A 15326-nucleotide genomic window follows, 5' to 3' on the forward strand; every position below is an offset into this window, starting at 1 on the left:
GCCGCTACCGGCCCGCACCTTGGTTGTCAGGTATCGCTGCGGGCACCGGCGATAGACGGGCAAAAAAATACCCGCAGGAGCGGGTCTGAACGAGCTTTTGAGCTTCGAGTTTGTGTCCCTGTCGTAATGTTCTTGTGATGCGTGACAGCCATTGCAAGATGCCACGCCGTACCGGGGGCTTTTGTAGGTTGCGTCTGGGTAAGACGCAAGTGGTCGATAAAAATGTGAAATATTGCCGTATGGACAAGAAAATCATTCTCGAAAGTTTGACGAGAGCACTGGAGAGCTGGGTTCGCAACGCTCCGGCGGCGCAACTCTGGCAGGTGCATCAATCGGGTGGCCTAGGTGCGTCCATCGATATGGATGAAGACATCGTGCGGGTCCGCGTTACGCTGGGCGGGCCGCGCAACGCGCTGTCGGATGTCGGCAAGACAGACGGGCGTTTGCCGGTGACGGAGGCTTTTCTGGGTGGCGGCAATGCGGTCTGGGGCGCGCCGCCGCTTCAGGGCAGCCTTGCGCGCGAGCAGTGGTTCCTGTCGAGCGAACTCGCACAGGAGCATGCGCGTCAGTACTTGATTGCCGAACTGGGTGAGCAGCGGGAGGCGCTGGTACGCTTTCTTGACGACTGGGTTGCCAGGCAGAGCGCCTCCGGTGCTATTCATATCGCAGGAATGTGAATCTCCTCGACACGCAGGCTCGCGAAAGATCCCATTCTCCGTGCTGCATGCGAAGGCGGCGAAACCCGCCCCAGTTCGTAGCCGCGCCCGTACACCGTGTGCAGGATGAAGCCGTTCTCCCTCGACAAGGCGAGCTTGCGGCGAATGCCAGACATGCAGACATCGAGCACGCGGCTGTCCTTGCGCGCCACCTCGGCGCCCCAGAGCAGCGAGAGTATCCAGTCCCGCTCCAGCAGTCGCCCGCTGTTGCGAAAAAGCAGTAGCGCAAGTTCGAATTCGCGCGGCTTCAGCCGCACCTCCCGGTCGTCGTGCACCACCACGCGGTTGGGACCGAGAAAGCGATAGCCGTCGAACACGAGGTCGACGGTGCGTGCAGGCGGTGCAGGCGGGGCGGACGATACGTCGATGCGGCGGGCAAGAGTGCGTATCCGCCAGTCGAGGTCGAGATCGCTGCTGATTGGCCAGACGATGAAGTCGATGGCGTGATTCTTAGAAGTTTCTTCGCGCATCGTGACCAGTTCAGCGATTGGCATATGACGCTGTGCTTCGCTGATGATCAGGAGTGCCGGGATATGCAGCACCTTGCACATGGCCACGAGACCCGTCCATCCTTCCTCGCCCTGCAGCGTCAGCAGGAGCAGGCCGAACTTCTTGCCGCTCCCCAGTGCCACCAGGAAATCGGCACCGCTGTCGAATGTCATGGATGTGTGCCCCATGGACCGAAGCTTTTCGGTCAACAGCACTGCCTGTACTCTGTCGCAACCCACGAGCGCGATGGGTTTCAGTTCCGCCAACTGGTTCATTGCCAGTTCCCCCTGTTAAGAAATTGTCGATCGAGCCATGACGGCGCGCGGTTGGCAGCGCCGGATTCTTCGACGGTCCCTGAAGGGATCGCCGATGGCTTGAATCTCCACTTTTCAATGCATCGAGAAAAGGTTGGAACGAGACAGCTATGGGTTCTGTTCGGTCAAACGCTCAGACTTGTTCAACTAGGTCTGCACGTTTGTGAAGAAAGTCCCGCCTGACAGGATGGCTCTGCGCGGCCATCGAGAGCGCAAAAAGAAAAACCTCGCCAGCTTGCGCTGGGAGGTTTTGCATTTGCGAAAGTGCGTTCGCGAGTCCCGTAGTGGGAAAAGTCCAGACGAAAAAATAGCGCGGAGACCGCGCTATTTTTAGTGTTGGTGGTGGGCCCTGAGTGACTCGAACACTCGACCTACGGATTAAGAGTCCGCTGCTCTACCAACTGAGCTAAGAGCCCTTGCTTTGAAAACGTTTAGTGTTTTCTGGCAAGACCACGAGTATATCCCAGATTTTGATCTTGTCCAAAAAATTTGTGAGTCGCAGCGTTAGGATTCGCCACACCCGATGGGCAAGCCCCTTCAACCAGGAGAATTTCGATGAGCGATGCAAGCATCACGTCCCATGTATTGATCACAGGCGCCGCTGGCGCACTGGGCCGCGCCGTGGCTCAGCACTTCCTCGAGCAGGGCGCGCGCCTTGCATTGGTCGACCATCACGCGGGCCGGCTCGCCGAGGTCTTTCCGGGCCTCGACAACTCCCGGCACCTGCTGCTCGCGGGCGATGTGACCTCGGCGCCCGGCATGGCCGGTCTCGCCGAGCAGGTGCTCAAGTCCTTCGGCCAGATCGACGCGCTCGTGCACATCGCGGGTGGTTTTGAAATGGGCGAGGCCACGCATGCACTCTCTCGCGAGAGCTGGGACCGGATGATGAATCTCAACGCGTGGTCGTTCGTCGCGGTGACTCAAGCAGTGCTGCCTTCGATGATCGAGCGCGGCGCGGGCAGCGTCGTGGCCGTGACGGCGAAGGTCGCCGCACGCGGCCTGCCGGCGATGGCGGCCTACATCGCGTCGAAGAGTGCGCTGCAGCGACTGGTGGAAGCCATGGCCGCCGAGGCCGCGCCGCACGGCGTCAACGTGAACAGCGTGGCACCGAGCGTGCTCGACACGCCCGCGAACCGCCAGGCCATGCCCGACGCCAACCCGGCCGAATGGGTGTCGACCTCGGTCGCCGCGCAGACCATCGGCTTTCTTGCGTCGCCGGCGGCCGCCGCGCTGCATGGCCAGCACTTGACGCTCGACACCTGAGCCGCAAAATGAAAAGGCCTTGGCAACAAATGCCAAGGCCTCTTCGGTGTCGGTTGGTGGAGAGGATGAGGATCGAACTCACGACCTCCGCATTGCGAACGCGGCGCTCTCCCAGCTGAGCTACCCCCCCAACGCAGGGCAAATTTTAACCAGAACTCCGGTTTTGGAACATGCCGCCGTGCCAAGATTCGCGCCTTTCGAAGCACGGAGAAAAGAACCGCATGGCCTCGTACGAACCCGCCTGGCTGGAAGGCATGTACAACAACCTCGCGCGGGTGAAAGACCACCCCGAGTACTTCCAGCGCTGGGCCCGCGACTCCGCCGCCGCGCGCGACGCCTTGCCTGCCCGGATCGACGTGCCCTACGGCAGCGGCACGAACGAAACCCTCGACATCTTCCCGGCACCCGTGCCCGACGCGCCCGTGCTGGTCTTCATCCACGGTGGCTACTGGCGCGCCATGGACAAGAAAGACCACTCCTTCATCGCCCCGGCGTTCAATGACCGCGGCGTGTGCGTGGTCCAGCCCAACTACGCGCTGTGTCCCGGTACGCCGGAACAGCCGGTCACGGTGCCCGGCATCGTGATGCAGATGGTGCGCGCCCTCGAATGGACCTGGCGGCACGTCGCCAACTACGGCGGTGACCCCTCGCGCATCACCGTTGCGGGCCATTCGGTCGGCGGCCACATGGCGGCGGCACTCCTCTCGTGCGACTGGAAGGCGGTCGCCCCCGATCTGCCCGCGCAACTGGTGCGCAATGCGCTGTCGGTCTCCGGCCTCTACGACCTGCGACCGCTGCAGCACACGCCGTTCCTGGTGAACACGCTGAAGCTGACCGATGCCGACGCATTGCGCGCCAGCCCCGCGCTGTGGCCCGCGCCAAAGCGCGGCCAGCTCTATGCATTGGCCGGCGGCGAGGAGAGCGAGGAGTTCATCCGCCACAACGCGATGATCCGCGAGGCGTGGGGCCGCAACACCGTGCCGGTGTGCGAGGTGCTGCCGGGCCTCAACCACTTCGGCGTGGTCGATGCGCTCGCCGATCCGGCCCATGCGTTGCACCGCCACGCGGTGCATCTGCTCGAAGCCTGATCGGCGCGGCGGCAGGGCAGGGCGCTTACATCAGCAGGTGTTCGCCCGCGTTGTCGCCGCCCAGCGTGACGTAGTTGACCTTGCGGATGTCCATCAGTGTGCGGCCGCCCGCGTAGCTGATCGAGCTCTGCACGTCCTGTTCCATCTCGACCAGCGTGTCGGCCAGCTTGCCCTTGATCGGCTCGAGGATGCGCTTGCCTTCGACGTGCTTGTACTCGCCCTTGTTGAAGTCGCTGGCGGAGCCGTAGTATTCCTTGAACAGCGTGCCGTCGACATCGACCGTCTTGCCCGGCGACTCTTCATGGCCCGCGAACAGCGAGCCGATCATCACCATCGACGCGCCGAAGCGCACGCTCTTGGCAATGTCGCCGTGGTCGCGGATGCCGCCGTCGGCAATGATCGGCTTGGTCGCCACGCGGGCGCACCACTTGAGCGCCGACAGCTGCCAGCCGCCCGTGCCGAAGCCGGTCTTGAGCTTGGTGATGCAGACCTTGCCCGGGCCGATGCCGACCTTGGTCGCGTCCGCGCCCCAGTTCTCGAGGTCGATCACGGCTTCGGGCGTGCCGACGTTGCCGGCAATCACGAAGGCCTTCGGCAGCTTCTGCTTGAGGTAGCCGATCATGTTCTTCACGCTGTCGGCATGGCCATGGGCGATGTCGATGGTGATGTACTCGGGCGTCAGGCCCTCGGCCACCAACTGGTCGACGGTGTCGTAGTCGGGCTTCTTCACGCCGAGCGAGATCGAGGCGAACACGCCCTTGCCCTGCATGTCCTTGACGAACTTGACGTTGTCGAGGTCGAAGCGGTGCATCACGTAGAAGTAGCCGTTCTGCGCCAGCCACAGGCAGATCGACTCGTCGACCACCGTCTTCATGTTGGCGGGCACCACCGGCAGGCGGAAGCTGCGTTCGCCCAGCGTGACGCTGGTGTCGCACTCGGAACGGCTCTCGACGCGGCACTTGCGCGGGAGCAGAAGAATGTTGTCGTAGTCGAAGATTTGCATGGCCAGGCTCCAGAAAGGAATCGTTGAAGGGAACGAAAGAGCGCTTGGTCCGGCCGGTTTTCGCGGTGCGTTCAGCAAAGAAAACGCCCACAAAAAACCGGGCGCAAGAAACTTGGGCCCGGTGATTGATTTTACGCGGTCTTGCGAAGCCGGGTCTTCCGCTTCTTCGTATAACCCGCATACGCAGTGGTTTCTACAATCGCAGGATGTTGTTTAACGATCCCGCGGCTGACGCCCCCTTCCCGAATCCTTCGGACCTGCCGCTGCTCAAGAACCTGAACGCGGAGCAACTGGCAGCGGTCACGTTGCCCGCAGGCAACGCGCTGATCCTCGCGGGTGCCGGCTCCGGCAAGACCCGCGTGCTGACCACCCGCATTGCATGGCTGCTCCAGACGGGCCAGGTGTCGGCCGGCGGCATCCTCGCCGTGACCTTCACGAACAAGGCCGCCAAGGAAATGATGACGCGGCTGACGGCGATCCTGCCCGTCAACGTGCGCGGCATGTGGATCGGCACCTTCCACGGCCTGTGCAACCGCCTGCTGCGCGCGCACTGGAAGCTCGCCAACCTGCCGTCCACCTTCCAGATCCTCGACACGCAAGACCAGCTCTCGGCCATCAAGCGGCTGATGAAGCAGTTCAACGTCGACGACGAGCGCTTCCCCGCCAAGCAGACCCAGTGGTTCATCGCCGGCGCCAAGGAAGACGGCCTGCGCCCCGGCGACATCGAGGTGCGCAGCGACGACGACCGCAAGAAGGTCGAGCTCTACCAGCTCTACGAAGAGCAGTGCCAGCGCGAAGGCGTGGTCGACTTCGGCGAACTCATGCTGCGCAGCTACGAACTGCTGCGCGACAACGCACCGGTGCGCGAGCACTACCAGCGGCGCTTTCGCCACATCCTGATCGACGAGTTCCAGGACACCAACCGCCTGCAGTACGCGTGGATCAAGATGCTCGCTGGCAACACCGTCGGCGGCCAGTTCGAGCCCGGCCGCGACAACAGCGTGATCGCCGTGGGCGACGATGACCAGAGCATCTACGCGTTCCGCGGCGCGCGCGTCGGCAACATGACCGACTTCGTGCGCGAGTTCGACGTGCGCCACCAGATCAAGCTGGAGCAGAACTACCGCAGCTACAGCAACATCCTCGACTCGGCCAACGAGCTCATCAGCCACAACAAGAAGCGCCTGGGCAAGAACCTGCGCACCGACCAGGGGCCCGGCGAGCCGGTGCGTGTGTACGAATCGACCACCGACCTGGCCGAGGCGCAGTGGATGGTCGAGGAAATGCGCCAGCTCGCGCGCGACGGCTTCGACCGCAAGGAGATGGCCGTGCTCTACCGCAGCAATGCGCAGAGCCGGGTGATCGAAACCGCGCTCTTCAATGCGTCGGTGCCCTACCGCGTGTACGGCGGCCTGCGCTTCTTCGAGCGCGCCGAAATCAAGCATGCGCTGGCCTACCTGCGCCTGCTGGAGAACAAGGACGACGACACCAGCTTCCTGCGCGTCGTGAACTTCCCGCCGCGCGGCATCGGCGCGCGCACGCTCGAAACCCTGCAGGACGCGGCCCGCGCGGCCGGCCGTTCGCTGCACGACGCGGTGAGCGTGGTCGGCGGCAAGGCGGGCGCCAACCTCACCGGCTTCGTCGCCAAGATCGACGTGCTGCGCGAGCAGACGCAGGGCGTGAGCCTGCGCGAGATCATCGAGCTGGTGCTCGACCACAGCGGCCTCGTCGAGCACTACAAGGCCGACCGCGAAGGCGCCGACCGCATCGAGAACTTGGACGAACTGGTGAACGCGGCCGAGAGCTTCGTCACGCAGGAAGGCTTTGGCCGCGACGCCGTGGCGCTGCCGGTCGACGAACTGCGCCAGTCGCCCGCCAGTCAGGGCATCGACCTGACGCGCCCGGTGATCGACGAACCTCTCGCGCCCGACGCGGAGACCGGCGAAACGTTGAGCCCGCTGGCCGCGTTCCTCACGCACGCGGCGCTCGAGTCGGGCGACAACCAGGCGCAGGCCGGGCAGGACGCGGTGCAACTGATGACCGTGCACGCCGCCAAGGGCCTGGAGTTCGACTGCGTGTTCATCACCGGCATGGAAGAGGGCTTGTTCCCGCACGAGAACTCGATGAGCGATTTCGAGAGCCTCGAGGAAGAGCGCCGCCTGATGTACGTGGCGATCACCCGCGCCCGCAAGCGCCTGTACCTGAGCCATTCGCAGACGCGCATGCTGCACGGCCAGACCCGCTACAACGTGAAGAGCCGCTTCTTCGAAGAACTGCCGCAGGGTGCGCTCAAGTGGCTCACGCCCAAGAACCAGGGCTTCGGCGGCGGCACGTCGGCCTTCGGCTACGGCGGCGGCTATGGCAGCACGCGCGGCGGGGCAGGGGGCGGTGGCGGCTACGGTGGTGGCAGCAGCTACGGCGGCGGCAGCCGCGACAAGGACACCTTCGCCAGCCCGCCGGTGCCCCCGCAGAAGACGGCGCCTTCGCACGGTTTGCGCTCGGGCATGCAGGTCTTCCACAACAAGTTCGGCGAAGGCACGGTGACGGCCCTCGAAGGCACCGGGGACGACGCGCGTGCGCAGGTCAAGTTCGCGCGGCATGGCGTGAAGTGGCTGGCCTTGTCGGTGGCCAAGCTCACGCCGATCTGAGTTGCTACTAAAACTATAGCTAACAATCCAGACTGCTCGGGGCGCCGTGGCGCCTCGCGCCTTGAACCGCCGTAAACTCCGCACTCGCCAAACAAGGGGAGTCAGGATGTGGTTCATTGGCATCATTGCCGGCCTGTTCATCGGGGCGCTGTTCGAGTCGGTGCCCGTGGCGCTGGTGCTCGCGGTGGTCGGCGCCTTCGTGTTGCCGCAGCTGCTCGGCAAGAAGAAGGAGAAGGCCCCGCCGCATCGCACCGAGGCTGAACGCATTCCGGGCCAGGCCCCCGCCGATTCTGCGACCGTCGACGGCGGCATGATGAAGCTGCAGCGGCGCGTGATGGAGCTCGAACAGCGGGTCGCCACGCTCGAGCGTCGGCTGACGCAGGGCGCAGGCGAGGTGGCGGCGCCAACCGAGTTGCCCGCCGCGCCCGAAGCCATGCCGGCAGAGATCTCACCGCCGCCGGCAAAGCCTGTCGAAGTGGCGCGGCCCCAAGTCGCGGTCGTTCAGGTGCCGGAGCCGTCGCCTAAGCCCGAGCCGGTCGTCGCACCCGTCGTTCCGGTGCCCAAGCCACCGGTCGCCGCGCCCGCGCCGGTGCGCCGTCCACCGCCGCCGCCTTCGGTCCCGCTGCGAGACCGTCTCCCCGCGCCCATCGCCAACCTGATCTTCGGCGGCAACATGCTCGTCAAGCTCGGCGTGCTGATCCTGTTCCTCGGGCTGGCCTTCCTGCTGCGCTACACGGCCGAACGCGTGACCGTGCCGATCGAACTGCGTTATGCGGCGGTGGCGCTGGTCGGCGCCGGGCTGCTGGTGCTGGGATGGCTGCTGCGCAAGAAGCGCGCGGGCTATGCACTGATCCTGCAGGGCGCCGGCATCGGCGTCTTCTATCTCACCACGCTCGCGGCCATGAAGCTCAGCGGGCTGCTGCCGGCCAGCGTCGGCTTCGCTTTCCTGTTCGGCGTGGCGGTGCTGAGCGCCGCGCTCGCCGTGCTGCAGAACGCGCCGGTGCTGGCCATCGTCGCGGCGCTCGAGGGCTTCGCGGCGCCGGTGCTCGCATCCACCGGCTCCAATCAGCCGGTGGGGCTCTTCACCTATCTGCTGGTGCTCGATGTCGGCATCGTGCTGATCGCATGGTTCCGGGCCTGGCGCGTGCTCAACCTGATCGGCTTCGTCGGCACCTTCACGCTGGCGGCCGGCTGGGCGCACAAGTACTACACCGACGACCAGTACGCCACGGTGCAGCCGTTCCTGATTGTGTTCTTCCTGCTGTTCACCGCGATCGGCCTGCTGTTCGCGCGCCGCACGCTGTTCGACGCGCCGGTGCAGCCCGCGCAGCCGCTGGCCACCCGCGCGCTCGACACCCTGCGCCGCGCTGGCCGCGTCGACAGCTCGCTGGTGTTCGGCACGCCGATGGTCGCGTTCGGCATGCAGGTCCTGCTGATGCGTCCGTGGGAATACGGCGCCGCGTTCTCGGCGATGGCGCTCGCGGCTTTCTATCTCGTGCTGGGCCGGATGGTATTTGCCACGCAGCCCAGGGGGCTGGCGCTGCTCGCGGAGGCCTACGCCATCGTCGGCGTGATCTTCGGCACGCTCGCGATTCCGCTGGGTCTCGAAGGGCAATGGACCGGCGCGGCCTGGGCGGTCGAGGCCGCGGGCATGTACTGGCTGGGTGCACGGCAGCAGCGGGTGTATGCGCGCGCCTTCTCGTTCCTGGTGTTTGCCGGCGCCGTGCTGAAACTGCTGGAAGCCACCCGGCTCGACGCCGCGCCGGGCCATCCCCTGCTCGACGGTTCAGTGATCGGCCCGGTGCTCGTGGCCGTGAGCGCGTTCGCGATGTGGGCCATCCATCGGCGCGCCAAACTCGATGAGGGCAAGGGCGTGGAGGCCGTGGCCGGTGGCGCCCTGCCGTGGCTCGGCATGGCCGCGCTCACGCTGCTGCTGTGGCAGTGGTGGACGCCGCCGTGGGCGGCCGCCGCAACGGCCGTGCTCGCCTCGGTCACTTTCGCGGTGGCGATCCGCTTCGCGCTGCTACCGCTCGCGCAGGTGAGCTTCGGCATGCAGGCGCTGGCGGTGGCGGGCTTTATCGCGACGCTGCACCGCACCGGCGAGATCGTCGACGGACGCGTGCTCGAAAGCGGATGGCAGGGCGCCCTGGCGGCCACCGTCATCGCGCTCAGCGTGCTGGGCAGCGCCGCGTGGTCGATGCGGCAGGCGCACCGCGCCGCGCTGGCGCGTGGCGTGCAGCCGGTGTGGTCAACGGGCAATGTGGTCGGCGTGCTGGCCGGCGTGAGCCTTCTGCACCTGGCGATGCTGTTCCAGCTGAGCCTTGCGCAGGCCGCGCTGCTGTGGCCGCTGACCGCGACGGTGGTGCTGTGGGTCGGGCTGCGCATGGCACATTTCCCGCTCGCTGCGCTGGCCGGGGTGCCGCAGGTGATCAGCGCCGTCGCGTTTGGCGCGACACAGTCGGTGGAACTCGATGCCGCCAACGCACCGGCCTTCGCCAGCCTGCATTTCTGGACGCCCGTGGTGCTCGGCCTGGCCGCGCTGCTGGCCGGCGACTGGCTGCGCGACGAGGCAAGGCCGCGCGTGAGCGAGCCGGCCGGCACCGCCCGCAAGCGCTGGAGCAATGCATGGTGCGCCATTCCGGTGGTGCTGTGGGCGCCAGTGGTCTGGGGGCTCGGCTGGTGGCTGTTCGGCATGCTGGGCGAAAGCGTGCGCGTGCTCGATCGCCACGGGTTGTCGATCTACGTGCCGGCGGCCGCGATGGCCGTGGCGCTCGTCACCTCCGCGCTGGCGGCGCTGGTCGCGCATCGCCGCGATTGGCAGCAGCTAGGCAGGGCGACCATCGCCACCTTGCCGGGCTTCGGTCTGATCGCGGCTTACTGCGTCGTGGGCGGGCCAACGCTGTTCTATGTGCCGTCGAGCGCGCTGGGCTGGATCGCCTGGCCGCTCGCGCTCGTCTGGCACCTGCGCCTGCTGCGCGCGCAGAGGCAGTGGTTCGAGGCGTGGGTGCTGCAGCCTTTCCATGTCGCCGGCTTCTGGCTCTTCCTGCTGCTGGCTGCGCGCGAAGGCCAATGGCAGCTCGGCCGTGTCGGCGCCGAGTGGTCGAGTTGGCAACTGCTGGGCTGGGCGATCGTGCCGGCCCTGGTGCTGTGGGCGATGCGCTCGCGCGCGCTGCTGCGGCGCTGGCCGCTGGCCGAGTACCGCCCCGCCTACCTGGAACTGGCCGCGACACCGGTGGCCGCCTATCTGCTCGCCTGGGTGTGGGTGACCAACGCCTTCAGCCCCGGCGACGCGGCGCCGCTGCCTTATGTGCCGCTGCTGAACCCGCTCGAACTTGCGCAATGGCTGGTGCTGTTCGCGCTGGTGCTGTGGTGGCGCGCGCTGCCGCCGAGGTCGTTCGCGCGCGTGCAGCCGATGGTCGCCAAGGGCGCGGCCGGCCTCACCGGTCTCGCGCTGCTGACCGGCATGGTGCTGCGCACCTGTCACCACTACGCGGGTGTCGAATGGCGCTTCGATGCGCTCTACGCCTCCTGGCTCACGCAGGCGGCGCTGTCCATCACCTGGGCAATCTGCGGCGTGGTCGCGATGGTCCTCGGCCACTCGCGCCGGGTGCGCACGCTGTGGGTGGCGGGCGCGGCGCTGCTCGGCGTGGTGGTGCTGAAGCTGTTCTTCGTCGAGCTGGCGGAGCGGGGCGGGCTGTTCCGCATCGTGTCGTTCATCGCGGTGGGAGCCTTGCTCCTGCTGGTGGGGTACTTCGCGCCCGTGCCGCCGAAGCGGGAAGAGCAGCAAGAGCCGCCGGAGAAGGCGCCAGCGGAAGGCGGTGTGGCATGAACCGGCATCCTCCTGTTTCGATGCGCGCGCTTGGCGCGGGCGCCGCGCTCGTGGCAGTGATGGCGGGAAGCGCCTTCGCACAACCGGCGCCCACCGCGCCCATCGCGCTGCAGGGCGCGGGGCCGTACCACCGCCTGACGCTGCCGCTGACCATCTACAGCCGGGCGGCTTACGCCGACTTGCGCGACCTGCGGGTGCGCAACGCCGCCGGTCATGCCGTGCCCTATGCATGGCTGCGCAGCGAAGCCGCGACACCGCGAACCGCCTCGCGGAACGTGCCGATCTTCGCGCTGCCGGGCATCGACGCCAGCGCGGCGTCGGGCGATGCGGCACTCGCCTTCACGGTGCGCCCCGACGGCTCCCTGGCGCTGGACGGCAAGTCGGCCGCCGCGAGCCGGAAGACGACCGACGCGGCCCAGTGGCTCATCGACCTGAGCCAGGTCAAGGGCAGTCTGCTGCAGGCGCGTTTCGAGATCGCGCCTGATGCACGCGGGCTGTTTGCCTTCCGCCTCGAAGCCAGCGACGACCTGCGGCGCTGGCGCCCCGTGGGCGATGAGGAGCAGCTCGTGCGGCTGGCTCACGGCGGCCAGACCATCGAGCGCCTCGCGGTCGACCTGGGCAACCTGCGCACGCGCTTCCTGCGTTTGCGCTGGAGCGATCCGCAGCACGGCGTGGCGCTGACCGGCGTGGGCATCGACAGCGTGCAGGAGGTCGAGCCGGTCGCGCCGCTTGAATGGTCGGCTGCCCTGAAGCCCGAGCGCTGCGCCGCCGACTACTGCGACTACCTGCTGCCGCGCGGCCTGCCGGTGCGGAGCCTGCGCGTCGACCTAGCCGACATCAACACCCTGGCGCAGGTCGCGATTTCTGGCCTGTCCGGTCCCGCGCCCGCGTCGTCATCGGCCGTGCCGCCGCAGCCGGTGCCGCGCAACCCGCTCTATGCGCTGCGGCATCAGCAGCGCCAGCCGGTCCAGCGCCCGGCCCTGGCGGACGAAACACCGCTTGTCGACACCGTGGTGTACCGGCTCGCACAGGCCGGCGGCGAAGCGCGTTCGCCGGTGCTGGCGCTCGACGGGGCGGTGCACGCGCGGCTGCGGCTGCGCACCTCGGGCCCGGTGAGCGTGCTGGGTGCCACGCCGCCGAGCATCGCCGTGGGCGCGGTGCCGCGCACGCTGGTGTTCCTGGCGCAGGGCGCGGCGCCGTTCTCGCTGGCATGGCGTTCGGCGCCGGAGGCCGTGGGCACGTTGGAAGGCGCGGAACCCGGCGCGCCGCTGGCGCTGTCCACGCTGATCCCGGGTTATGCGGCGGACAAGCCCGTCAGCGCCGACGACGCATCGGTCGAGCTGCCGCTGATGAGCGTTGCCGCCGCCGTGGCGCCTGCGGCCCAGGTGCCAGCCGCTCCCGTGCAGGAGTCGTCGCGCAAATGGTGGCTGTGGGGAGCTTTGGGTGCCGGCCTGCTGCTGCTGGCCGGGATGGCGTGGTCGCTGTTCGCGAGCCTGCGCAAGGAGAAGGAGCGGGCTGCGGCCGACTGATGCTTGCGGCGGCCGCGGCGGACCGCCTTCAGTTCGGATCGAAAGTGTCGCGGAAGGTGAACCAGGTGGAGCTCAGCGACATCGCCGCGAGCACCAGCGCCGTGCCGATGATCAGGATGTTGCCCACCGCCATCGCGGCGCCGCCGGCGCCCAGCGCGCCCACGCCGACCAGCACCGTGGCCACCAGCCCCATGCCGATGCCGGCCATCAGGAACACGCCGAACCATGCGATGCCGAACAGCGCATAGGCGCCGAAGTTGCGGAACAGCGCGACGATGCTGAAGAAAATGCTCTTCACCGGCTCCACGCGGTGCCAGTGAATCAGCGCCGGCGCGTGCCACATGGCCAGCGACAGCGGCAGGTTCAGGCACATCAGCAGCATGCGCGAGAGCTGGAAGTCGCTGCTGGCGAAGACCTCGGGCGTCAGCGGGTCGTCGAGCAGGTAGGCCTTGGCGAGCTGGCCGCCGTCGACCAGCGTGGTCACGAGCACCGCCAGCACGAAGTAGATGGCGGAGATGATGCCCAGCACCAGCAGCGCGCGCCATTCGGCGCGCATGGCGGCGAACACCGCCACGAACATCGCCGACCCGGTGGGCCGGCGTGCATCGCCGGCGCGGCCGATGCCTTCGGCGTTGTCCGTGTAGGCCACCGACGTGGCCACCATCAGGCCCAGCGTCATGAACGGTACCAGCGCGGGCGCGATGATGCTGCCGATCACCGGCAGGATCGACACCGTCGACATCATCGCCATCAGCAGGAAGAACAGCGAGATGAAGGCCAGCGGCTGCCGCCAGAAGGTCTTGAGTCCGAGGCGGACCCATTCGGCGCCGGTTCGCGCCGGCACGAGGTTGAGTTTCATGGGTGAGGATCAGGCAGCCATCAGCGGCGCGAGCGCCTGGGCCATGGCATGCGGGTGGGTGGCGCGGTCGCGCAGCACGCGCTCGAAATGCGCGGGGTCGTGGGGCTTGAGCATGCTCGCCTCGCGCGGCAGGTGGAAGTCCCACAGGCGGGAAATCCAGAAGCGCAGCGCGGCGGCACGCAGCATCGCGGGCAGCAGCGCGCGCTCCGCCGCGTTCAGCGGGCGCACGGTTTCGTAGGCCGACAGCAGCGCTTCGGAACGCTCGGCGTCGTGGCGGCCGGTCGGCAGGTCGATGGCCCAGTCGTTCAGGCACACCGCCAGGTCGAATAGCCAGGTGTCGGTGCCGGCGAAGTAGAAGTCGAACACGCCGGTCAGGCGTGGCGCGGTGTCGTCAGGGCTGCCGCCGGTGGCGAACATCACGTTGTCGCGGAACATGTCGGCATGCACCGGCCCGCGCGGCAGCGCCGCATAGGCCGACGATTCGGCGACATGGTTCTGGTAGGCCAGCTCGGCGCGCAGCAGCGTCGCCTGCGATTCCTCGATGTACGGCAGCACCACCGGCACCGTCTCGTTCCACCAGGGGAGGCCGCGCAGGTTGGGCTGGATGCGGGGGTAGTCGCGGCCCGCAAGGTGCATGCGCGCGAGCATGGCGCCCAGCTCGGCGCAGTGCGCGGCGCCGGGCGCCAGTTCGCTGCGGCCGGAAAGCTTCTGCACCACCGCGGCGGGCTTGCCGGCCACGGTGTGCAGCAGGTCGCACTCGGTTTCGGTGGAAGGGGCCGCGGGGGCTTGCCCCTTCCTGGCCGCCTTCTCCGGCTCTGGCGGCCCGGCCACCGGCGCGGGCACCGGCAGGCCGGCGGTCGCCAGGTGCTTCATCAGGCAAAGGTAGTAGGGGAGCTGCTCGGCGCTCAGGCGCTCGAACAGCGTGAGCACGAACTCGCCGGACTCGGTGGTCGCGAAGTAGTTGGTGTTCTCGATGCCGCCCTCGATGCCGCGCAGCTCGCGCAGCGGGCCCAGGCCCAGGCGTTGGACGAGCGCGTCTGCCTCGCCGAATTCGACTTCGGTAAAAACTGCCATGGCGGTGCTCAGCGCCGCGTTGCGCTTGCTGCTGCGGAAACGAAGAAGCGCACGGTCATCAGAACTTCATCACGTTCCAGACGCGGGGGCCGTTGGCGCCCGTTTCCGTGGAGCCCTGGCGTCCGGTGGCCGCGTCGGCGGGGAGGACCTCGTAGCCGGGCATGTTCGACTTGGGCTTGACGTTGATGCTCTGCGTGCGGCCGCCGTAGCGGACTTCGTCGACGGTGGCGGCGCTGTCCTCGGTGTGCAGGTTCTCCACCTTCTGGTTGCGTCGGCCTTCGGCCGGCGTCTGCTCCTGATTTTGTAGCGGCTCGCCCGGCGGTGCGGCAGCAGGTGCGGGCGCGGGTTGCTGCGCGTGCACGGTGGCGGCCAACGGGGTTGCGAAAGCCAGCGCCAGCAGGATGCGGCGGGCGACCAGGAGTGTGGAGCTAGGCATACGCTGATTGTAGGCGTGCGCCTGCACGAGGGGTGTCGGTTTGCACCTCGTCGCGGTGTGGTTCCGCAGGCCAGTCCG

The 15326-nt window shown here is 67.4% G+C and carries 11 protein-coding genes and 2 tRNA genes; 6 read left to right on the forward strand and 7 right to left on the reverse strand.

The window, feature by feature from the left end:
• Positions 1–239: 239 nt before the first annotated feature.
• Positions 240–677: a hypothetical protein gene (locus tag L3V85_RS11040; protein ID WP_237679334.1), complete on the forward strand. Its 438-nt coding sequence runs from the start codon at positions 240–242 to the stop codon at positions 675–677.
• Here L3V85_RS11040 and L3V85_RS11045 read toward each other — a convergent pair.
• Complete coding sequence (locus L3V85_RS11045) at positions 659–1480, reverse strand: winged helix-turn-helix domain-containing protein (protein WP_237679335.1); 822 nt, start codon at positions 1478–1480, stop codon at positions 659–661. The two genes, L3V85_RS11040 and L3V85_RS11045, sit on opposite strands and share 19 nt — an antisense overlap.
• 379 nt (positions 1481–1859) lie before the next feature.
• Positions 1860–1935: transfer RNA gene (locus tag L3V85_RS11050), tRNA-Lys, on the reverse strand.
• 139 nt (positions 1936–2074) lie between these two features.
• On the opposite strand from L3V85_RS11050, the gene L3V85_RS11055 reads away from it, so the two are divergent.
• Positions 2075–2782, forward strand: a complete 708-nt coding sequence (locus tag L3V85_RS11055) for an SDR family NAD(P)-dependent oxidoreductase (RefSeq protein WP_237679336.1) — start codon at positions 2075–2077, stop codon at positions 2780–2782.
• A gap of 54 nt (positions 2783–2836) precedes the next feature.
• Here the strand turns inward: L3V85_RS11055 and L3V85_RS11060 are convergent.
• A tRNA-Ala gene (locus L3V85_RS11060) sits at positions 2837–2912 on the reverse strand.
• A 91-nt stretch (positions 2913–3003) separates the two neighbouring features.
• Between L3V85_RS11060 and L3V85_RS11065 the strand changes: the two genes are divergently transcribed.
• Positions 3004–3870 (forward strand): alpha/beta hydrolase, encoded by an 867-nt coding sequence (locus L3V85_RS11065; protein WP_237679337.1) that lies wholly within the window; start codon positions 3004–3006, stop codon positions 3868–3870.
• 25 nt (positions 3871–3895) lie between these two features.
• On the opposite strand, the gene L3V85_RS11070 is transcribed toward L3V85_RS11065, so the two are convergent.
• Positions 3896–4873: a GMP reductase gene (locus L3V85_RS11070; protein ID WP_237679338.1), complete on the reverse strand. Its 978-nt coding sequence runs from the start codon at positions 4871–4873 to the stop codon at positions 3896–3898.
• A gap of 206 nt (positions 4874–5079) precedes the next feature.
• Between L3V85_RS11070 and L3V85_RS11075 the strand changes: the two genes are divergently transcribed.
• The 3 genes from L3V85_RS11075 (at position 5080) to L3V85_RS11085 (ending at position 12879) form a co-directional block, all read left to right on the forward strand.
• Positions 5080–7521, forward strand: a complete 2442-nt coding sequence (locus L3V85_RS11075) for a UvrD-helicase domain-containing protein (RefSeq protein WP_237679339.1) — start codon at positions 5080–5082, stop codon at positions 7519–7521.
• Between the two features lie 106 nt (positions 7522–7627).
• Positions 7628–11350: a DUF2339 domain-containing protein gene (locus L3V85_RS11080; RefSeq protein ID WP_237679340.1), complete on the forward strand. Its 3723-nt coding sequence runs from the start codon at positions 7628–7630 to the stop codon at positions 11348–11350.
• Entirely contained in the window at positions 11347–12879 is a 1533-nt protein-coding gene (locus L3V85_RS11085; RefSeq protein WP_237679341.1) for a DUF3999 domain-containing protein, read from the forward strand. The genes L3V85_RS11080 and L3V85_RS11085 overlap by 4 nt, the downstream gene beginning before the upstream one ends.
• Positions 12880–12907: 28 nt before the next feature.
• Here L3V85_RS11085 and L3V85_RS11090 read toward each other — a convergent pair whose 3' ends face one another.
• The 3 genes from L3V85_RS11090 to L3V85_RS11100 are packed head-to-tail and all read right to left on the reverse strand — an operon-like array spanning position 12908 to position 15248.
• Positions 12908–13738, reverse strand: coding sequence for a BPSS1780 family membrane protein (locus L3V85_RS11090; RefSeq protein WP_237679342.1), 831 nt, complete (start codon positions 13736–13738; stop codon positions 12908–12910).
• A 9-nt stretch (positions 13739–13747) separates the two neighbouring features.
• A complete protein-coding gene (locus L3V85_RS11095) occupies positions 13748–14812 on the reverse strand; it encodes a homoserine kinase (RefSeq protein ID WP_237679343.1) in 1065 nt (354 codons plus the stop codon).
• Between the two features lie 58 nt (positions 14813–14870).
• Complete coding sequence (locus L3V85_RS11100) at positions 14871–15248, reverse strand: hypothetical protein (protein ID WP_237679344.1); 378 nt, start codon at positions 15246–15248, stop codon at positions 14871–14873.
• Between the last annotated feature and the right edge of the window lie 78 nt (positions 15249–15326).

It is taken from the genome of Variovorax paradoxus, from assembly GCF_022009635.1.
GTDB lineage: Bacteria > Pseudomonadota > Gammaproteobacteria > Burkholderiales > Burkholderiaceae_C > Variovorax.